Origin of the sequence: Krasilnikoviella flava (assembly GCF_900167525.1) — a bacterium.
GTDB classification, from domain to species: Bacteria; Actinomycetota; Actinomycetes; order Actinomycetales; family Cellulomonadaceae; genus Isoptericola; species Isoptericola flavus.
Window position 1 is genome coordinate 81,790 of sequence record NZ_FUZQ01000008.1, and the last position, 19,863, is coordinate 101,652.

The 19,863-nt window shown below is 74.0% G+C and carries 16 protein-coding genes; 7 read left to right on the top strand and 9 right to left on the bottom strand.

All coding sequences use genetic code 11. From position 1 onward, the window contains the following. Positions 1 to 51: 51 nt before the first annotated feature. Together hisC and B5Y66_RS20280 are read right to left on the bottom strand one after the other, a co-directional pair. Positions 52 to 1,164, bottom strand: coding sequence for a histidinol-phosphate transaminase (gene hisC, locus B5Y66_RS20275; protein WP_139821015.1), 1,113 nt, complete (start codon positions 1,162 to 1,164; stop codon positions 52 to 54). Positions 1,165 to 1,200: 36 nt separating this feature from the next. Beyond that, on the bottom strand, positions 1,201 to 2,145 hold the full coding sequence (locus tag B5Y66_RS20280) for an ATP-grasp domain-containing protein (RefSeq protein WP_079576441.1): 945 nt from the start codon (positions 2,143 to 2,145) through the stop codon (positions 1,201 to 1,203). Positions 2,146 to 2,242: 97 nt separating this feature from the next. Between B5Y66_RS20280 and B5Y66_RS20285 the strand changes: the two genes are divergently transcribed. Further along, entirely contained in the window at positions 2,243 to 2,641 is a 399-nt protein-coding gene (locus B5Y66_RS20285) for a phage holin family protein (protein ID WP_079576442.1), read from the top strand. A gap of 27 nt (positions 2,642 to 2,668) precedes the next feature. On the opposite strand, the gene B5Y66_RS23205 is transcribed toward B5Y66_RS20285, so the two are convergent. The 3 genes from B5Y66_RS23205 to B5Y66_RS20305 form a co-directional block, all read right to left on the bottom strand. Then, positions 2,669 to 4,363 carry an alpha/beta hydrolase gene (locus tag B5Y66_RS23205; RefSeq protein WP_139821016.1) on the bottom strand — a complete coding sequence of 565 codons (1,695 nt, stop codon included), beginning with the start codon at positions 4,361 to 4,363 and terminating at the stop codon, positions 2,669 to 2,671. Continuing rightward, positions 4,360 to 4,599, bottom strand: a complete 240-nt coding sequence (locus tag B5Y66_RS20300) for a hypothetical protein (RefSeq protein WP_079576445.1) — start codon at positions 4,597 to 4,599, stop codon at positions 4,360 to 4,362. The genes B5Y66_RS23205 and B5Y66_RS20300 overlap by 4 nt, the downstream gene beginning before the upstream one ends. Positions 4,600 to 4,710: 111 nt before the next feature. Beyond that, positions 4,711 to 5,604 (bottom strand): sigma-70 family RNA polymerase sigma factor, encoded by an 894-nt coding sequence (locus tag B5Y66_RS20305; protein ID WP_079576446.1) that lies wholly within the window; start codon positions 5,602 to 5,604, stop codon positions 4,711 to 4,713. Between the two features lie 115 nt (positions 5,605 to 5,719). Between B5Y66_RS20305 and B5Y66_RS20310 the strand changes: the two genes are divergently transcribed. After that, a complete protein-coding gene (locus B5Y66_RS20310; RefSeq protein WP_079576447.1) occupies positions 5,720 to 7,081 on the top strand; it encodes an FAD-binding oxidoreductase in 1,362 nt (453 codons plus the stop codon). Positions 7,082 to 7,161: 80 nt separating this feature from the next. Beyond that, entirely contained in the window at positions 7,162 to 8,670 is a 1,509-nt protein-coding gene (gene purB, locus B5Y66_RS20315; RefSeq protein WP_407656415.1) for an adenylosuccinate lyase, read from the top strand. Positions 8,671 to 8,763: 93 nt separating this feature from the next. Here purB and B5Y66_RS20320 read toward each other — a convergent pair whose 3' ends face one another. Continuing rightward, positions 8,764 to 9,603, bottom strand: a complete 840-nt coding sequence (locus tag B5Y66_RS20320) for a helix-turn-helix transcriptional regulator (protein WP_079576448.1) — start codon at positions 9,601 to 9,603, stop codon at positions 8,764 to 8,766. Positions 9,604 to 9,716: 113 nt separating this feature from the next. Between B5Y66_RS20320 and B5Y66_RS20325 the strand changes: the two genes are divergently transcribed. After that, positions 9,717 to 10,478 (top strand): SDR family oxidoreductase, encoded by a 762-nt coding sequence (locus B5Y66_RS20325; protein ID WP_079576449.1) that lies wholly within the window; start codon positions 9,717 to 9,719, stop codon positions 10,476 to 10,478. Positions 10,479 to 10,516: 38 nt separating this feature from the next. On the opposite strand, the gene B5Y66_RS20330 is transcribed toward B5Y66_RS20325, so the two are convergent. Next, a complete protein-coding gene (locus B5Y66_RS20330) occupies positions 10,517 to 11,479 on the bottom strand; it encodes a peptidoglycan DD-metalloendopeptidase family protein (RefSeq protein ID WP_079576450.1) in 963 nt (320 codons plus the stop codon). Positions 11,480 to 11,646: 167 nt separating this feature from the next. On the opposite strand from B5Y66_RS20330, the gene B5Y66_RS20335 reads away from it, so the two are divergent. Beyond that, positions 11,647 to 13,260, top strand: a complete 1,614-nt coding sequence (locus B5Y66_RS20335; protein WP_079576451.1) for a glycoside hydrolase family 10 protein — start codon at positions 11,647 to 11,649, stop codon at positions 13,258 to 13,260. An 18-nt stretch (positions 13,261 to 13,278) separates the two neighbouring features. On the opposite strand, the gene B5Y66_RS20340 is transcribed toward B5Y66_RS20335, so the two are convergent. Beyond that, the gene (locus tag B5Y66_RS20340; protein WP_139821017.1) at positions 13,279 to 14,841 is read right to left on the bottom strand and encodes an AbgT family transporter; all 1,563 of its coding nucleotides are present in this window, start codon (positions 14,839 to 14,841) and stop codon (positions 13,279 to 13,281) included. Positions 14,842 to 14,986: 145 nt separating this feature from the next. Between B5Y66_RS20340 and B5Y66_RS20345 the strand changes: the two genes are divergently transcribed. Next, entirely contained in the window at positions 14,987 to 16,360 is a 1,374-nt protein-coding gene (locus tag B5Y66_RS20345) for a M20 family metallopeptidase (protein WP_079576452.1), read from the top strand. A gap of 7 nt (positions 16,361 to 16,367) precedes the next feature. Here the strand turns inward: B5Y66_RS20345 and B5Y66_RS20350 are convergent, their stop codons facing one another. Beyond that, positions 16,368 to 18,251, bottom strand: a complete 1,884-nt coding sequence (locus B5Y66_RS20350; protein ID WP_176168946.1) for a calcineurin-like phosphoesterase C-terminal domain-containing protein — start codon at positions 18,249 to 18,251, stop codon at positions 16,368 to 16,370. 255 nt (positions 18,252 to 18,506) lie between these two features. On the opposite strand from B5Y66_RS20350, the gene B5Y66_RS20355 reads away from it, so the two are divergent. Next, the gene (locus B5Y66_RS20355) at positions 18,507 to 19,856 is read left to right on the top strand and encodes an acetamidase/formamidase family protein (RefSeq protein WP_079576453.1); all 1,350 of its coding nucleotides are present in this window, start codon (positions 18,507 to 18,509) and stop codon (positions 19,854 to 19,856) included. Positions 19,857 to 19,863: the final 7 nt, after the last annotated feature.

A 19,863-nucleotide genomic window follows, 5' to 3' on the forward strand; every position in this document is an offset into this window, starting at 1 on the left:
TCGGTCGAGCCTGTCGAGACCGGGTCTCGACAGGCTCGGGTTGCGACAGGCTCAACCAGCGAGGCTGCGCCAGCCGGCGGCGACGGCGAGGAACGCGTCGTTCGCCTCGACCTCGCCGATGGTCACGCGCAGGCCGTCGCCGGCGAACGGGCGGACGAGGACGCCGGCGGCGGTGGCCTCGGCGGCGCGGTCCAGGGTGGCGTCGCCGAGCGGGAACCACACGAAGTTGGCGTGCGTCTCGGGCAGGTCCCAGCCCTGCTCGCGCAGCGCGGCGACGACGCGCCCCCGCTCGACGACCAGCGCGTCCACGCGCTGGCGCAGCTCGTCCTGGGCCTGCGGCTCGAGGGACGCGAGCGCCGCCCGCTGTGCGACGTGGTTGACGCCGAACGGCGTGGACACGGCGCGGATGCCGGCGGCGAGGCGCGGCTCCGCGACGGCGTACCCGACCCGCAGGCCCGCCAGGCCGTACGCCTTGGACAGCGTGCGCAGCAGCACGACGTTCGGGTGCCGGCGCAGCAGGTCGACGCCGTCGGGGGCCTGCGGGTCGCGCACGAACTCCAGGTACGCCTCGTCGACGATCACCAGCACGTCGTGCGGCACGGCCGCGAGGAAGGTCTCGAGCTCGTCAGCGTGCACCACGGGCCCGGTCGGGTTGTTCGGCGTGCAGACCATGACCACGCGCGTGCGGGGCGTGACGGCGGCCGCCATGGCGGGCAGGTCGAGCCGGCCGTCGGCCGCCACGGGCACGGTGACGGCGGCGCCGCCCGCGACGGCGACGACGATCGGGTACGCCTCGAAGGAGCGCCAGGGGAACACGACCTCGTCGCCGTGCTCCACGACCGCTTGCAGCACGTGCCCGAGCACCGCCACCGAGCCGTTGCCCACCACGACCTGCTCGGCCGGGACGCCGGCGTGCGCGGCGAGCGCCTCGACCAGCTCCGTGGCGTACATGTCGGGGTAGCGGTTGGTCTCCTCCGCGGCGCGGGTGATCGCCTCGAGGACGGACGGCAGGGGCGGGTACGGGTTCTCGTTCGACGACAGCTTCCACAGCTTCGCGCCCTGGGCGGGCCGGGCGCCCGGCACGTACGCGGGCAGCGCGGCGACGGCGGCGCGCAGGGGGACGGCGGAGCGGGGGACGTCCGGCGAGTCAGCGGGGGTGGTCACAGCGTTCAAGGATGCCACCCTGCGGACGGCGCCAGGTCAGATGGTGGCATGCTCCGGCTCCCGGACCAGCCCGGCCACGAACTGCGCGATGGCGTCGGCGGCCGGCACCTCGACGGACGCCTCGACGTCCGGGCTGTAGTTGGTGTTGGTGTTGATGTCGTACGGCACGGTGCGGCCGTCGACCGTCTCGAAGAACTCGACGCCCGCGATCTCGATGCCCTGCTGCGCGAGCAGCCGCTCGAGCGCCGCGACCAGCGGATGGTCCGCCGTGACCTCGGGCCGCAGGGCGAACAGCGGCGGCGGGGCGGCGCCGTCGGCCCCCGGCAGCGCGCACGCCTCGGCCGGGCACAGCTCGAACCCGGTGGAGGTGTCCACCCGCACGGCATAGTGGAACCGGCCGCCGACGAACTCCGCCCGCGTGACGAACGGCTCCGGCGCGACGAGCAGCTCCTGCAGCAGCCACACGCCGTCGACCGGCGCGTCGAGGAGGTCCGCGTCCAGGGCGGCGGCGAACGTCTCGACGTCGTCGAACCGCTGCACCCCGAGCCCCTTGCCGCCGCGGTTGTGCTTGGTGATGAACGGGGCGCCGAACTGCTCCGCGGCCGCACGCAGCGCCCTGCGGTCGGTGACGGCGACGGTGCGCGGCACGTCGAGCCCGGCCGCACGCAGCAGGGCGTACTGCCGCACCTTGCTCACCTCGAGCGCGGCGGCCCGTGTGCCGTTCACCACACGGCGGCCCGCCGCCTCGGCCCGGGAGAGCACCGCCTGCGCGGCCTCGGGTGCGTGCGGGACGCCACGCGTGTGCGCGGAAGCGCTGAGCCGCGACCAGTGCACGGACCGGGGTGGCGCCTCGGCGAGGTCGAGGGTCACGTCGCCCAGGTGCAGCGGTTCCAGGGGCACGCCGACGCGGTCGAAGGCCCGCTCGAACGGCGGCAGCCAGTCGGGGTTGTCGTGCAGGACGAGGGCGGTCGGCTCGCTCACCCGGCGAGCCTACGCGTGCCGTCGCACCGGGCGCCCGTGGGCCGCGCGCCGAGAGTCGCGCCCGCCCCCCGCGTGCCTGACGTGCCACGATGGCGGCATGAACTTCATCGTCCGCACCCTCGTCACGGCCGTGGCGCTGTGGCTGAGCGACCTGATCTTCACCAACCTCGAGATCCTGCCCCCGTACGACGGCGACAACGTGCTCGAGTACATCTTGGCGGTGCTCGGCGTGGCCCTGGTGTTCACCATCATCAGCAGCTTCGTGAAGCCGATCGTCAGCATCATCTCGATCCCGCTTCTCATCCTCACGCTGGGCCTCTTCTACCTGGTGATCAACGCCTTCGTGCTGTGGCTCACCGCCTGGATCACCGACCAGGGATGGTTCGGCGAGTGGGGTGTCGAGGTCAGCGGCGGGTTCTGGTGGTTCATCTGGATCGCCCTCATCCTCGCCGTGCTGCAGGCCGTCATCGGGGCCTTCGCGCCGAAGAAGGGCTGACCGCCCGCCTCCACCGAGCACCCACGATCAGTGCAGCGTCGCCCCCGTCGGGACACCCGGCGGGGGCGCCGTCGTCCCGAGCACGGTTCCCGGGGCCAGGACCGTGGCGGGCGCCGGCCCCGCACGGCGCACGGCGTAGAACCGCGTCCGTGCGCGGGCGCCGTCGAGCAGCCGCTCCAACCGCCCGGTCACCCCCGCCACCTGGGTGTTCCCGGAGGATCGCGCGGCCGTCAGGGTGCGCAGGTGCGCGGGCAGGGTGTGCGCCAGGACGACGCTGCCCGCCGCGGTGACGTCGGCCGGGTCCACCGAGTCGAGCAGGCGCCGGCCGACGGTGACACGGTCCGCCGAGGCCGGGTTCTCGCGGCTGGAGCGCCCGTCCACCGCCGACACCAGCTCCTCGTCGTTCTCCAGGTGCAGCGCCGGCACCCCCGCCGGCAGGGCGAACGTCGCCGTCGGGGAGCCCGCGGTCACGACGCCGCCGACGACGTGCTTCTCCCGGAACTCCGGCGACGCCGCGAGCGCCGTCGCGGCGATCCCGCCGAGGCTGTGCCCCACGAGCACCACGGGCTGGTCGGGCGTCGCGCCCGCCACGTCGAGCGCCTGCTCCACGGCGGCGGAGACGTCGGCGGCCTCGTGCGCCATGAGCTCCAGGTCGGTGGCCGCGTCGAACAGGTGCGTCGGCGACAGCAGCGCCTGGGTGCCCGGCACGAGCACGGTCCACGACGTCGTGCCGTCGTCGTGCGTCACCTCCTCCACCGCGAGCGTCCCCTGCGGCGCGCCCGCCGCGGGCCGGCCGACGATCTCGCTGCCCTGGCCGTACAGGTCGGCGGTGCGGGCGAGCGCCTCCGCGACGGTGCCGGCCGGCCGGTCCGTCCAGGCAGGGGGCGGCCCCGCCAGGTCCTCGTCGGTGAGCGGCACCACCCGCGCCACCGAGGCCGGCAGCAGCGCGCCCACGACGTCGGACAGCGCGTCCGCGCTGCGCGTCACGCCGTCCACCATGGCCGCGGGGCCCTCTGCGAACCCTCGCCGCAGGTCCTGCCAGGTCCACGGCCTGGTTGCGCTCAGCCCCGCCCCGAGCCCCGCGACGGCGTCGTCGGACAGCGGGGCGGCGACGCGCCACACGCCGGCCAGTGGACCGTCGTGACCGGTCGTCACCGGGCCCGTCGGCGGCGGGGGCGGTGCCGGAGCCCGTGGCACCGTCGTCGCGCCCGGCGCCGGCGACACCCGCGGATCGGGTTCGCCCCGGAGGCGGTCGCCCACGGCCGCGCCGGCGAGCAGGGGCGTCGCCCGGAGTCCCAGCCAGAGGCCGGCGGCGCCCGCCAGCAGGGTGACGGCTCCGTCCGCGACGCGTTGGGCCACGCTCTCCGCGTGCCGGTAGAGGCCGGCGGCGAACCTCAGACGCCGGGCGCACCGCTCCGCCGCCGTGGCGTGCAGCCGCAGCCGGGCGGCAGCGTCGTCCAGCCGGGTGCCGGCCGCCTGCGCCAGAGCGGCCTCGACGGCGCCCGGCCGCGGCGAGAACGGCGGTGCCAGCGGGTCCGGCGCCCAGACCGCCCGCAGCACGGCGCCCCGGGCGGCGGCACACTCCCGAGACGCCCGTCGCAGCCGTGCTCCGGCGTCGTCGAGCAGGGCGGCCGCACCCTGCACCGCGTCCGCGTCGACCCGGGAGACGGACCGACCGCCCACGACGGCCAGGGTCTCCTCCGGCGGCAGCCCGCGGGTCACCGCGCCAGCACCGCCGCGGCGTCGTCGAGGAGCCGCAGGTCGGAGTCGAGGCCGACGAGCAGGGCGGCCACGTCGTCGCGGAACCGGTCGGCGGCCGGCGACTCCCAGGCCACCGCGAGGCTGCGGCGGGCGCCCGCCACGGCCTCGTCGACGTCGCGGCGGGCCGCGAGCGCGAGGTCCCGGGCACCGCTCGGCAGGGGCGCCGAGGACGGAAAGGGCGAGCTGGGTGAGGTCATGACCGCGACGCTATGGCGCGCGGCCGTCGGCCGCGGCCGGCCTTCCGGAGGCTGTGGACGACCGCGTCCTGGGGACAGGCTCCGCGCCGCACACCCCCGCGCCGGCGTCCGCTAGCGGGGCAGCACCCCGGCGAGCCGGCCGGCGTCGGACAGGATGTCGATGCCGACCACCCGGCCGCCGCGCACCGTGAACGCGAGCACGGAGTACACCGTCCCGTCGTCGAGCACCGTGACCAGTCCCGGAGACCCCGCCACGAGGGCAAGCCGCGAGTTCCGCGCCGTGCCGAAGTGCAGCCGCGCCTGCTCGGCCACCGCCCGCGCGCCGCGCAGCAGCCGCGACAGGTCTCCCGGGCCGTAGTCGAGCCGCACCGTCACCTCGGGATCGAGCAGGGCCACCAGCCCGTCGAAGTCGCCCGCCTGCGACGCGGCGAGGTAGGCGGTGACCACCTCGCGGCGCCGCGCGACGTCGTCCTGCGCGGGCACGGCGTCGCGCACCTTGCGCCGCGCCCGGCTCGCGAGCTGACGCGTCGCCGCGAGCGACCGGTCGACGAGGGGCGCGATCTCCTCGAACGGCACGGCGAACTGGTCGTGCAGGACGAACGCGACCCGCTCGGCCGGGGCCAGGGAGTCCAGCACGACCATCAGCGCCGCACCGACCTGGTCGGACTCGACCGCCCGCCGCTCCGGGGCGTCCGGGCCGTCGACGGGCGCGACGAGCAGGTCGGGCAGGTGCCCGTCCCAGCCGTCCCCGACGGCGGCGTCCCAGGCCGCCTCCCGGCGCGTCGTCCGCGAGCGCAGCAGGTTGAGCGCCACCCGGCCGACGATCGTCGTCAGCCAGCCGCCGAGGTTCTCCACCCCCGCCGCGCCCGCCGACTGCGCCCGCACCCACGCGTCCTGCACCGCGTCCTCCGCGTCGGCGGTGGAACCCAGCACCCGGTACGCGACCGCGCGCAGGTGGGGGCGGAACGTCTCGAACTGGTCCGCCGTGAACTGGTTCGCGCTCACCGGTCACACTCCTTCGCCGCGCCGTGTCAGAGAGGTGACAGCACCCGCTGCCGGTGCCCACCGAGCCCCACCCCACCACGGGAGGGTGACACCGGCCATCACCCGAGGAGCCCGCATGACCTCCCTGACCTCGACCGACACCCAGGCCCGCACCCTGGCCGCCACTCTCGCGGGCGCGCTGACCGGGCGGCTGCTCCTCCCGGGCGACGACGGCTTCGACGCCGCCTCGACCCCGTGGAACCTGGCCGTGCGACAGCCCGTCGCGGCCGTCGTCGAGGTCGCGGAGGCGGACGACGTCGTCGCCACGGTGCGGCACGCGCGGTCCGCGGGGCTCACGGTCGCGGCACAGTCCACCGGCCACGGCGCGTCGGGCGACGTGGCGGGCACCGTCCTGCTCCGCACCGGCCGCCTCGACGACGTGCAGGTGGATCACCTGCGCCGCACGGCCCGGGTAGGCGCCGGGGCGCCGTGGGGCGCCGTGCAGGCCGCGGCGGCACCGCACGGCCTCACGACCCTGCTCGGCAGCGCGCCGGGCGTCGGCGCCGTCGGCTACACGCTGGGCGGCGGCCTCGGCTGGTTCAGCCGCGCGCACGGCCTCGCGGCCGACCACGTGCGGTCGTTCGACGTCGTCGACGCCGGGGGCGAGCGCCGCACGGTCTCCGCCACCGCGGACCCCGACCTGTTCTGGGCGCTGCGGGGCGGGGGCGGCGACCTCGCCGTCGTGACCTCGATGGAGATCGACCTGGAGCCGGTGCCCGCGTTCTCGGGCGGCAGGGTCGCCTGGCCGGCCGCCCGCGCCGGGGAGGTCCTCGACGTCTACCGGCGCGTGACGGCGACGGCCCCGCCTGCGCTCAGCCTGTGGCTGTCGCGGGTCGAGGCACCGGGCGCCCCGGCCGTCGTCGTGCTGCACGCCGCGTACCTCGGCGAGGCCGGCGCGGCGCGCGACCTGCTCGCGCCGTTCGCCGCCGTGCCCGACGTGCTGGGGCCCGGCCTCGACGTCGCGATCGGCCCGGTCGCGCTGGCCGACGTCGGGGACGTCACGGCCGACCCGGCCGACCCCGCCGCGGGGAAAGGACGCACCGAGCTGCTGCGCGGCATCGACGGCGAGGCCGTGGAGCGCCTGTTCACGTCGTCCGTGGCCCCGCTGCTGATGCTGCAGCTGCGGCACCTGGGGGGCGCGCTCGCCGAGCCGGGTGACGACGCCGGCGCACTCGGGGCGATCGCCGAGCCCTACCTGCTGTACGCGTTCGGCCTGGCCTTCGAGCCAGGGCTCGCGACCGCCGTCGGGCGCCGGCTCGAGGCGCTGCCCGCCGAGCTGGCCGGCGTCGGCACCCTGCGCAAGCCCGCCACGTTCCTCGCCCCGGGCGAGAGCGCGGCGGCCGCCTACGACGGCGAGACCCTCGCGCGGCTGCGGGACCTCAAGCGTGCCCGCGACCCGCGCGGCACGATCCGCGGCGCGTACCCGCTCCTCGGCTGAACCGTCGGTCGTGCCGGTCGAGACCTCCGGGCCTCGACCGGCACGACCGACTCGACCACCGGACCCACCCTCGTGGGAGAATGTGGGCCGTGACCTCCCCCGCGCCGCAGAGCTCGCCGTCCGACGTCCAGACCCGCGTGAACAGCCGTGTGAACCTGGCCGACGTCACCCCGCCGATCGCCCTCGGGCCGCTCGACGGCCGCTACCGCGGCGCCGTCGCGCCGCTGGTGGACCACCTCAGCGAGGCCGCGCTCAACCGGGCGCGCATCCACGTCGAGGTCGAGTGGCTGGTCACGCTGTGCAACGGCACGCAGGAGAGCCCGGGCGCCGTCGTCCCGGGCGCCCCGACGCTGTCCGACGACGAGATCGCCTACCTGCGCGCGATCCCCGCGACGTTCGGCGCGGACGAGATCGCGGAGCTCGCCGCCATCGAGCGCGAGACGGTGCACGACGTCAAGGCCGTCGAGTACTTCATCAAGCGCCGCATCGCCGCCGCCCCCGAGGCCCTGGGCGAGACGACGAACCTCCCCGCCGCGAGCGAGCTCGTGCACTTCGCGTGCACCAGCGAGGACATCAACAACCTCTCGTACGCGCTCATGGTGCAGGGCGGCGTCCGCGACGTGTGGCTGACCGCCGCCACCGCGCTGACCGACCAGCTCGCCGAGCTGGCGCGCGAGCACGCCGAGGTCCCGATGCTCAGCCGCACGCACGGGCAGCCTGCCACGCCGACGACGATGGGCAAGGAGCTCGCCGTCCTCGCGCACCGCCTGCGCCGCCAGCTGCGCCGCATCGACGGGGCCGAGTACCTGGGCAAGCTCAACGGCGCCACCGGCACCTACGGCGCGCACACCGTCGCCGTCCCGGGCGCCGACTGGCCCGCCGTGTCGAAGGCGTTCGTCGAGCACCTGGGCCTGGTCTGGAACCCGCTCACCACGCAGATCGAGTCGCACGACTGGCAGGCGGAGGTCTACGCCGACGTCGCCCGGTTCAACCGCATCCTGCACAACCTCGCGACCGACGTGTGGACGTACATCTCGCTGGGCTTCTTCACGCAGATCCCGGTCGCGGGCGCCACGGGCAGCTCGACCATGCCGCACAAGGTCAACCCGATCCGGTTCGAGAACGCCGAGGCGAACCTCGAGATCTCGTGCTCGCTGCTCGACACCCTGTCCGCGACGCTCGTGACCTCCCGCCTGCAGCGCGACCTCACCGACTCCACGACGCAGCGCAACATCGGCCCGGCGTTCGGCCACTCGCTGCTCGCGATCGACAACACCCGCCGCGGCCTCAAGGCGCTCAACGTCAACGCCGCGCTCATGGCCGACGACCTCGACCACAACTGGGAGGTGCTCGGCGAGCCCGTCCAGTCGGCGATGCGCGCCGCGTCCGTCGCCGGCGTCGAGGGCATGGAGAACCCGTACGAGCGCCTCAAGGAGCTCACCCGCGGCCAGCGCGTCGACGCCGCGCGGATGCGCGAGTTCGTCGCCGGCCTCGGCCTGCCCGACGACGTCGCCGCTCGCCTCGCGGACCTCACGCCCGCGTCGTACACCGGCATCGCCGCGCAGCTCGTCGAGGACTACCTGGCCTGACCCGCCCGGCCCCGCCCTCCCGCCGACCATGCAGCTGCGCGCGGAATCAGGCCGGGTACCGCGCGCAGGTGCATGGTCGGCACGGCGCCGGGGTCACCGCGCCATGGCCTGCTGCCCGACGACGGCGAGCAGGTCGAGCTTCTCCTCCGCCTCGGAGCGGGGCGGAGCGGTGAGGACGAGCAGCGCCTGGGTCTGGTCCTCGGTGAACAGCACCTGGCAGTCCAGCTCGACGGGCCCGACCTGCGGGTGCAGCAACGTCTTGTGGTCGGCGAAGCGCTGGTGCACCTCGTGCCGGTCCCAGAGCTCGGCGAACTCGGGGCTGCGCGCCTGCAGCTCCCGCACCAGCTCCCCCGCCCGCGAGCGGGAGCCGAGCATCCCGTGCGCCACGCGCAGCGTGGAGACGAGCGAGCGCCCCTGGCGGTCGCGGTCGTCCTCGGGGTACAGCAACCGCTCCGAGGGGTCGGTGAACCAGCGGTAGACGTCGCTGCGCGCCCACCCGGTCAGGGCGGAGCGGTCGCCCAGCAGCGCGACGGCGAGGTCGTTCGCCACCAGGGTCTCCCCGAGCGCGGAGAGCACGAGGGCCGGGGTGTCCGACAGCCGGTCGAGCACCCGCAGCAGCGCGGGCGAGACGTGCGACGACATCGTCACGCGGTCGGGCGTGCCCCGTCCCGCGACGCGGAAGAGGTAGTCCCGCTCGTCGTCGGTGAGGCGCAGCGCCCGGGCGAGGGAGGCCAGCATCTGCTCGCTCGGCTGCGGGCCCCGCTGCTGCTCGAGCCGGGTGTAGTAGTCCGCGGACATCGCCGCGAGCGCCGCGACCTCTTCCCGCCGCAGCCCGGCGGTGCGGCGTCGGGCGCCGGCGGGCAGGCCGACGTCGGCGGGCTGCACCGCCTCGCGACGGCGGCGCAGGAACTCGGCGAGGGCGGGGCGATCCATCTGCCCATCGTCCGCCGACGACACCGGGTCGGCCACACCCCAGCCAGGGACCGCCGGTCCCCCGATGTCCGCTCCTCTCCCGCCCGGGTGCCGCCCGACGCAGGGTGGACGCCATGGACATCACCCGCAGCACCGTCTTCGTCCCCGGCGCCACGAGCGGCATCGGCCTGGCACTCGCCCTGCGCCTGCAGGCCCGTGGCAGCACCGTGATCGTGGGTGGCCGCCGCGCCGCGCTGCTCGACGAGATCGTCGCCGCCCACCCCGGGATCGACGCCGTCCGCGTCGACACCGCGGACCCCGAGAGCATCGAGGCCGCACGACGCGAGGTGCTGGAGCGCCACCCCGCCCTGGACGCCGTCGTCGCGATGGCCGGCATCATGGAGCCCGAGGACTGGACGACCGACGACTTCCTCGCCACCGCCGAGCGGACCGTGGTGACGAACCTGCTGGGACCGATCCGGCTCGCCGCCGCGTTCCTGCCGCACCTGCGGACCCGCACCGGGTCCGCCTTCGTCACCGTCTCGTCCGGCCTGGCGCACGTGCCGCTCGCCGTGACGCCGACGTACAACGCGACCAAGGCCGCGGTCCACCGGCTCAGCGAGGGCATCCGGCTGCAGCTCGAGCCGGCGGGCGTGCAGGTGATCGAGATCGTGCCGCCCGCGGTGCGCACCGCCCTCATGCCGGGGCAGGAGGACAGCCCGATCGCCATGCCGCTCGACGCGTTCGCGGACGAGGTGGTCGAGCTCCTGTCGGCCCGGCCCGACGCCCACGAGATCCTCGTCGAGGGTGTGAAGTTCCTCCGCTTCGCCGAGACGTCGGGCGCCTACGACGCGACGGTCGCGCGGCTCAACGCCACCGACCCGCACGCGGCCTGATCGACCGGCCCGGCCACGCCGGGCCGGTCGATCAGAGGTCAGTAGCGCAGGTACTTCGCGGCGACGAAGCCCTGCTTGCCGTTGACGTAGACCTTGACCCAGCCGTTGGACGTGGGCCAGATCTTCTTCACGGCCTTGCCCTTGTTCAGCGTGTCGAGGGCCGTGCCGCTGGTGCTGGGCTTCGAGCGCAGCCGCAGCCCGTTCACCTCCACGTACCGCGTCCCCAGGGACGTCAGCCCCGGCGAGACGTAGTCCGCGTGCATCCAGCCGGTGGTGCCGTCGCGCGTGACCTTGCGCCAGACCCCGGAGCTGGCTCCCGGCTTGGCAGTCATCACGCGGTTGACCCGGACCTCCCGCACCACCCGGTAGTTCGTGCCCGGGCCGGAGCGCAGGTTCACGCGCGTCGTCGTGTAGTACGTGCACGACGACGGCACGACGCGCTTGTTCGCCCAGGCGGCGCCCGCGGTGAGCGACGCGCCGTGGTTCTTCATCCACGGCAGCGGGTCGGTGGTGGTGCCGGAGCCCTTGTAGGCGCCCTTCCAGATCTCCAGGTGCAGGTGGGGCGCGGTCGAGGTGCCGGAGCTGCCCACGTCGGCGATGCGCTGGCCGCGCTTCACGTACTTGCCGGCCTTGACGTACTTGTCGCCGTCGATGACGTGCCCGTAGACGGCGAAGACCTTGCCGCCGTTGGCGTTGGAGCGCACCACGACGACCTGGCCGAAGCCGGGCGTGGAGCCGGCCTTGATGACGGTGCCGGGCGCGACGGACTTGATCGGGGTGCCCTTCTTCGCGCTCATGTCCTGGCCGAGGTGGTAGGTGGACGCCGACCTGATCGGCATGCACCGCGGCCCGTAGTAGGAGGAGAGTCCGTAGGACTTGTCGGGGAGCGGCCGGACGGCAGCCGTCGCGGCACCCGCTCCCGCGAGGCTCGTCGTGAGCGCCACGGTCGTGGCGATCCCCATGGTGACTCCGGTCGTGATGATGCGTCGCAGGGTGCGCATGGTGGTGCCCTCTCAGCGTCAGGGTCCTGGGGCATCGTTGCCCAGCGGCACGGTAAGCACGACGGGAGGGGTAGCGCGCGCGGAGGCCATCCACGACACTCGTCTTCATCGGCACCACCGAGCGTGAAACTCCCTTACCCGACCGCTCTCACCCACGGAGGTCTGCAATGACGCACCCTGACCCGACCGGACGAGCCCTCGATCGCCGCGGCTTCCTCTCCCTCGCGACGGCAGGGGTCGCCGGCTCGGCGCTGTCCGTGACCGTCGGCTCGATGACGCCCGCCGCCGCCCTGCCGACGGATGCCACGGAGGCCGCCGGCACCACCGCCCGCAAGCGGGAGCTGCGCGCGATGTGGATCTCGTCCGTCGTCAACATCGACTGGCCGTCGCGCACCGGCCTGAGCGCGGACGAGCTCAGGGCCGAGTACCGGCACTGGCTCGACGTCGCCGCCGCCATGAACCTCAACGCCGTCTTCGTGCAGGTGCGTCCGACGGCGGACGCGTTCTGGCCCAGCCCCCACGAGCCGTGGTCGCAGTACCTCACCGGCACGCAGGGCGGCGACCCGGGCTTCGACCCGCTCGCCTTCGTCGTGGCCGAGACCCACGCCCGCAACCTCGAGCTGCACACCTGGTACAACCCGTACCGCGTGTCCATGCAGGCCGACCCGGCGCAGCTCCTGCCCGACCACCCGGCCCGCAGGCACCCCGAATGGGTGTGGCCGTACGGCGGCAAGCTCTACTTCGACCCGGGCCTGCCGGAGGCGCGCGAGCACATCTACGCCGCGATCCTGCACAGCGTCGAGCACTACGACATCGACGGCGTGCACTTCGACGACTACTTCTACCCCTACCCCGTGGCCGGCCAGACCGTGCCGGACGCTGCCACGTACGCCGCGCACGGCGCCGGCTTCGCGACGATCGAGGACTGGCGGCGGCACAATGTCGACACCTTCGTCCGGACCGTCTCGGAGCGGATCAAGCAGCTCAAGCCGTGGGTCAAGTTCGGCATCAGCCCGTTCGGCATCTGGCGCAACGCCTCGACGGACCCCCGCGGCTCGGACACGGGCGGGTCGCAGAGCTACGACCTGCAGTTCGCCGACACGCGCAGGTGGGTGCTCGAGGGCTGGCTCGACTACATCAACCCGCAGATCTACTGGCAGTTCGGGCTCGCCGTCGCGGACTACGCCAAGCTCGTGCCGTGGTGGGCGGGCGTGGCCGCGCAGTCGGGCACCCACCTGTACATCGGCGAGGCCCTGTACAAGGTGACGTCGGGGGTGTTCACCGACCCGGCCGAGCTGAGCAACCACCTCACGTTCTGCGCGGAGGTCGCCGAGCAGGGCACGCCCGTGCACGGCAACGTCTACTTCTCCGCCAAGCACGTGCCGCAGGACCCGCAGGGCTCCATGTCCCGCGTGCGCGCCGACCACTACGCGCACCCGGCGCTGGTCCCGACGATGCCGCACCTGCCCGGCACGCGCGTGCAGCAGCCGGTGCTCACCCACGCCCGCCCCGGCGACGACGGCGTGGCGCTGCGCTGGGTGGACGCGGCGCCGCACCGCCGCCGTGCGACGTCGTTCGCCGTCTACCGCGCCGCCGGGAAGGGCGCCCGCGTGGACATCGAGGACGCCACCCAGCTGCTCGGCACGGTCCGCTCCGACGGGCAGGTGCTGCACGGGTTCACGGACACGACGGCAGTGCCCGGCGAGCGCTACTCCTACGCCGTCACCGCCCTCGACCGACTGTGGAACGAGTCGGCGCCGAGCCGCACCCGGCGCGCGTGAACCGTCCCGGCGACGGGATCAGCTGTCCAGGAAGATCCCGTTGCCGGGGCCCACGGGCAGGTCGAGGAAGAAGAACACGCTGAGGATGGCCGCCCACACCAGCCAGAAGCAGACGGTGAACGGCAGCAGCCGTGCCATGACGGTGCCGAGGCCGGCGCTCGGCTCCCACCGCCGCAGGTAGGCCAGCAGCACGATCATGTACGGGTTGAGCGGCGTGATGATCTGCGTCGCGGAGTCGCCCACCCGGAACGCGGCCTGCACGAACGCGGGCTCGTACCCGATGAGCGCGAACATGGGCACGAAGACGGCGGCCATGAGCGTCCACAGCGCCGACCCCGAGATGATGAACAGGTTGAGCAGCGAGGCGACGACGAGGAAGCCGAGGATCGCGCCGTAGCCCGTCAGCCCGATCGACTCGAGCGCCGACGCCCCGGACACCGCGATCCACTGCCCGACGCCGGACCAGTTGAACAACGCGATGAACTGGCCGAGCACGAATGCCAGCACCACGAACCCGATCATGTCCTTGAGCGCCTGGCCGAACATGATCGGCACGTCCTCGATGCGGCGCACCGTCCCGACCGCACGCCCGTAGACGATCGCCGGCACCAGGAACATCGTGAAGACGATGAACACGATGGAGCTGAGCAGCGGCGACTCGGGCAGGAACGCGCCGTCCTCGTTGCGCCACGGGGACGCCGGCACGAGCGCGGCGACCACCATGACGGCCGCGACGCCGAGCGCCACGACCAGCGCGTTCCGCAGCCCGCGGCGCTCGTCCGTCGTCGTGGCCGCGGACGCCGAGGCGAGCGGGTCCTCGCCGTCGTCCGCCACCTGCTCGGTCGGCACGCCCTGCCGGCGGATCCGCGGCTCGAGCACCTTGTCGATGAGGAAGCCCGCGAGCAGGGACAGGGCGATCGACGAGACGGCGTTGAAGAACCAGTTCGACAGCGGGTTCACGGGCGAGCCCGGGTCGGGCAGGATCTGGGCGACCGAGCTGGTGATGCCCGCGAAGAGCGCGTCGAGGCTGGTGACGAGGATGTTCGTGGAGTAGCCCGCGCCGGCGGCGGCGAACCCGCCGAGCAGGCCCGCGACCGGGTGGCGCCCGGCGGCCCGGAACACCATCGCGGCGAGCGGCGGGATGACGATGAACGCGGTGTCCGACATGATGCTGCCCATCACGCCGACGAACCCGACGGCGTACGCGAGCGCCCACCGCGGCGCGGAGCCGAACGCGTAGCGCACCGCCGCGCCGAGCAGCCCCGACTTCTCGGCCACGCCGACCGCCATGAGGATCGGCAGCACCGTGACCAGCGGCGGGAAGCCCAGGAAGTTCTCGCCGAGGTTCTCGGTGAGCCAGGTCATCCCCTCGGCCGTGAACAGGCCCTTGACCTCGACCACCTCGTCGCTGCCGGGCATCTGCACCGTGACGCCCGCGAGCGCCATCCCGGTCGACGCCAGGGCGATGACGCCGAACAGGATGAGGAACAGCGTGAAGGGCTCGGGCAGCTTGTTGCCGACCCGTTCCACCCCCGCCAGGAACCGGTCGGTGCGGGATCGTGCGTCGACGGTGCTGGTCACGCGAGCTCCAGGGTCCGGCCCGCCGCCGCGGGCGTGTCCGGCCGACCGTAGTGGCCCCGGGCATCCGTGGCGAGAGATTCGTCCGCATCATGAGATTCGCGCCGTTCCTCCCGGTCGCCGCGACGGCTTCCCTACGATGCAGGACATGACCGTGCCCGACGCGAACGCCGCTCCTCCCGCCCGCCCGAGCACCGCCTACCTCGACCACCTGTTCCGGGAGAGCGAGGAACGGCGGCGGGCCGCCCCGCCGTCCGACGTCGCCCCGTCGCTGCTGCCCGCCGCGGTGGCGGACGCCGTCGAGCGGGCGGCCGAGGCGCTCGAGCCCGATCTGCGCGAGATCGTCGAGCGGCTGCACGCCGACCCCGAGCCCGCGTTCGAGGAGCACCACAGTGCGGCCACGCTCGTCGAGGTGCTGGCGCGGCACGGCGTCGAGGCCGAGCTGGGAGCCCACGGCGTCCCGACCGCCTTCCGCGCAGAGCTCGGCGGGTCCCGCGACGGCGGCGACGGGCCGACGATCGCGATCTGCGCGGAGTACGACGCGCTGCCCGTCATCGGGCACGCCTGCGGGCACAACGTCATCGCCGCCGCCGGGGTGGGCGCGTTCCTCGCCTTGCGCGACGTGCTGTCGGGCGACGGTTCTTCCGGCAAGGCCCCCGCCGGCCGCGTCGTCCTGCTCGGCACGCCCGCCGAGGAGGGGCACTCCGGCAAGGAGGTGCTGGCCCGCGCCGGCGCGTTCGACGACGTGGACGCGGCGATCATGGTGCACCCGTACGGGCAGGACGTCGCCGAGCAGGTGTGGCTGGGGCGGCGGCTGCTCACCTGGACGTTCACGGGCCGGCCGGCGCACGCGTCGGCCCAGCCGTTCATGGGGCGCAACGCGCTCGACGCCGCGAACCTGGCCTACCAGGGCATCGGCCTGCTGCGGCAGCAGATGCCGCCGGTGGACCGCGTGCACGCGACGATCGTCGAGGGCGGCACCCGGCCCAGCATCATCACCGAGCGGGCCGTCATGCGCCTCTACGCCCGGTCGAAGTACCCGGACACCCTGCGCGACCTGTCCGCCCGGCTCGACGACGTCGCCCGCGGCGCCGCGCTCATGACGGGCACCGAGGTGGAGATCGCCTGGGACGACGGCGCCCTGCCGAGCCTGCCCGTGCGCACCAACGCCGCGCTCACCGAGCGCTGGGTGGCGGCACAGCGACGGCGTGGCCGCGACCCGCTGCCCGCCGGCGTCGTCTCCGAGACGATCGCAGCCTCGACCGACTTCGGCAACGTGTCGTTCCGCGTCCCCGGGATGCACCCCCTGGTGCAGGTGTCGGCTCCCGACGTGGCGCTGCACACCGCCGAGTTCGCCGCCGCCGCCGGCGGCCCCGCGGCCGTGCCCGCCGCCGTCGACAGCGCCGTCGGGCTCGCCCTCACCGCGCTGGAGTACCTGTCCGACGACGCGCTGCGGACCGCCGTGCACGACGAGTTCGTCGCGCACGGCGGCCCGCTGGACGTGCCGCGCTACTTCGAGTGAGGCAGCGTCAGTTGTTCGCCGTCACCCCGATGTTCGCGGGGACCTTGCCCGGCACCTCGCCGCGCAGCACGGTCGTCGTCGCGGTGGGCCGCTCGTCCGTCACCGTGAACCGCAGGGTCTCGGTGAACTCACGGCCGTGGTTGTCGGTCGCGGTGACCTCCGCGGTGTGGGTGCCCGCCTCGAGGTCGGCCGGGATCGGCAGCCGCCACAGGTGCGCGTTCGACTGCGTGACGCCCCCGCTGGTGAGCAGGTTGCGCGTGGCCGCGAACGTGTCGGAGTACTCCCACCCCTTCGCGAGCGCCTCGCCCTGCATGGGCTGCGTGTGCTCCGCCTCGACCGCAGCGTCACCGTCGATCGACACCTCGACGCGGGCGTCCGAGGAGCCGGCGTAGAAGTTGGCGGTCAGCCAGCTGTCGCCGGCCAGGTCCTGTGCGGAGACGACGCCCTCGTCACCGAGCGCGGGCGCGTCGCCCTCCTTGCCGCCGTCGCGCCACTCGAGCTGCTTGGCCGCCCACTCGCGCCAGTGCGGGGTGTTCACCCCGAGCGCCAGCTGCAGGTCGTCCGACTCGCCGCGGATCGTGTACCGCTCGGAGAACTCGTTGCCGTCGAGCTCCATGGTGAGCACGCCGGGGCGGGCGCCGTCGGTCATGAACGCGTACGGCAGGCCCTGCTCGTCGAGGCCGCCGGAGTACCAGTTGCCCGACACGGCGCCGGCCACGAGCTGGGTGTGCTCGAGCTCGTCGACCCCGCCGGCCTGCCACTCGGCGCGGGTGTCGCCCGGCAGCAGGTTCTCCAGCATGTGCGTGTGGCCACCGACGGTGACGGCGTTGCGGCCCTCCAGCACGTCGTACAGCTCCGCGGCGTTGTCGGTGACGACCATGCGGTGGTCGACGATCGGCGCGTGCGCGGCGACGACGACGAGCTTGTTGGCCGGCACCTCGGCGAGGTCGGCCTCGAGCCAGGCGAGCTGCTGGTCGTCGATCGCCTCCTTGTAGCCGCCGTTCTTGCCACCCTCCTTGGCGCCGTTGTAGATGACGTTGTCCAGCACGACGACGTGCGCCTGGCCGACGTCGTAGGAGTAGTAGCCAGGCCCGAACTGCTGACGGAACGTGTCGAGCGCGCGCGTGTCGTCCGCCGCGTCGTAGTCCATGTCATGGTTGCCGGGCGCCAGGCGGATGGGCCCGTTGGCCTCGGCATAGATGTCCCTCAGCGCCGGGTTGAGGCTCAGGTCGTCGCCCACGTTGTCGCCGAGCATGAGGATGCCGCAGCCGGCGTAGTCGTCGCGGTCCATGAGGTCCGCCACGGCGCCGTCCCGGGCGTAGCCCATCTCGGTCATGTTGTACGCCTGCGTGTCGGAGGCGATCGGGCAGCTCTGCTGCGCCTTGCCCGTGGCCTTGGACTTCGCGAGCGGGAAGTTGACCGCCTCCGGCAGCGGGCCGGTCGGCTCGATGCCGCCGTACTTCAGCTCCGGCGAGCCCTCGGGCAGGTGGTTGTAGCTGAACTGCGCGACCTTGTCCTCGTCCACCGGCACCTGGTAGCCCGCGGGCTGGGTGACGAAGACGGTCATGCCGTCGTACGCGGGGATCGAGTAGCGGCCCTTGCCGTCGGTGGTGACGACGTCGCGGCCGTTGGACACCGTGACGCCGGCGATGCCCTTCTCGCGACGGTCCTGCGTCGAGTCTTCGTCCCTGTCGTCGAAGACGGTGCCGTTGAGCACCTCCGGGTCGGCCGCGTCGCCGCGGACCACCTCGACGTGGCCGGTGTAGAGGTCGGGCTCGGCGCTGCGCGCCTGAGCCGTGGCAGCGCTGGCGCTCGGTGCCACCAGGACCAGCCCGACGAGCGGGGCGATCCCGGCGAGCGCACAGGCCAGGCGAGTGCTGCGGGGGTTCATGTACTTCCTCCGTTGTCGATGGAGCGGATCGAGTACACGCCCTCGTCAGGGCGCTCCGGCATGCCGATGGCGACGACGGTAGGCAGCCGAGGCAACCGTCCGGTGACGGCGAGACGCCGGGCAGCGGAACGTCAGAGGAGGCACGGCGAACTCCCAGCGAACGAGCCCTCCCCGTTACCCGGCGGACACCGGGCCCGAACACGCACGTCATGCGGGCTGCCTACCGTCGGGCCCAGCCGACCTCAGGAGGACCACATGCACGACGGACGAGACGCTGCCGAGACCCTCACCGCCGGACTCGGCCGCCGCCGCTTCCTGCAGGCCGCGGCCGGCGTGGGGGCGGGCGCGGCGCTGACGGTGGGCTCGGCGGTCCCCGCCGCGGCGGCCCCCGCCACCGCAGGCCGGGGCGGCGGGGCGAGCTTCGGCGGCATCCTGCAGCCGGGCCAGGGCCGCATCCGCGGGGACCACTACCTGCGCTCGGACGTCGACGACGTGCTGTGGGGCTACGTCCCCTCGGTGCACGCGACGGCCGTGGCGCGCGTCCGCTCAGGCCGCACCATCACGATCGACTCCGTGTCGCACGAGGGCATCCTCGAGGACCAGGGCCGCGACCCCGTCGAGTGGTTCGGCGAGCGGGGCGTGCGTCGCCGCGAGGTGCTGGACGACGCCGTCGCCATCGCGGGGGGATACGACCGCACCCCGCGCGACTTCGACACCGACGGCCCGCACGTCATCACCGGGCCGGTGCACGTCGAGGGCGCCGAGCCCGGCGACGTGCTGAAGATCGAGACGCTCGACGTCGTCCCGCGTGTGCCGTACGGCGTGATCTCCTCGCGGCACGGCAAGGGAGCGCTGGCCCTGACCGCCGGCGGGGCGCCCGCGGGCATCACGCTGGACGAGGTGATGCCGCCCGTCGCGACCGACGGCCGCGACACCGGCGTCCCCACCGAGTACGGCAACGTGTCGGTGCTCGCGCAGATCCAGGGCGGCAAGGCGGTCATCGGCGAGAGCCGCTCCCGCGTGTCGTTCCCGCTGCGCTACTTCTTCGGCACGATGGGCGTCGCCTTCTCGGAGAACACGGGCCTCACGGCCCCCGAGGCGAACTCCATCCCGCCCACGCTGGGCGGCGGGAACATCGACATCAGCCGGCTGGGTGCGGGGTCCACGTTCTACCTGCCGGTGCGCGCGCCGGGCGCCCTGTTCTACGTGGGCGACCCGCACATGGCGATGGGCGACGGCGAGGTGGCGCTCACCGCGATGGAGGGCTCGCTGCGCGGCACGTTCCGCCTCTCGGTGTGCAAGCCGGGCTCCGGCGACGCCCCGTCCGTCGCGTACTCCTACCCCTTCGCCGAGACCGACGACGCGTGGATCCCCATCGGCCTGTCCGATCCTGACGGCGCCGTCGGCGGGAACGGCAGCGACCTCGACGTCGCGATGCGGCGCGCCGTCGTCAACGCCCTCGACTTCCTCGAGCACGACCAGGGCCTGGACCGCGCGATCGCGTACGCCTACCTGTCCGCGGCCGCCGACTTCGCCGTCTCGCAGGTCGTGGACCGCACCGTCGGCGTGCACGGGCTGGTGCGCAAGGCGGACTTCCGCCGCTGACCGACGG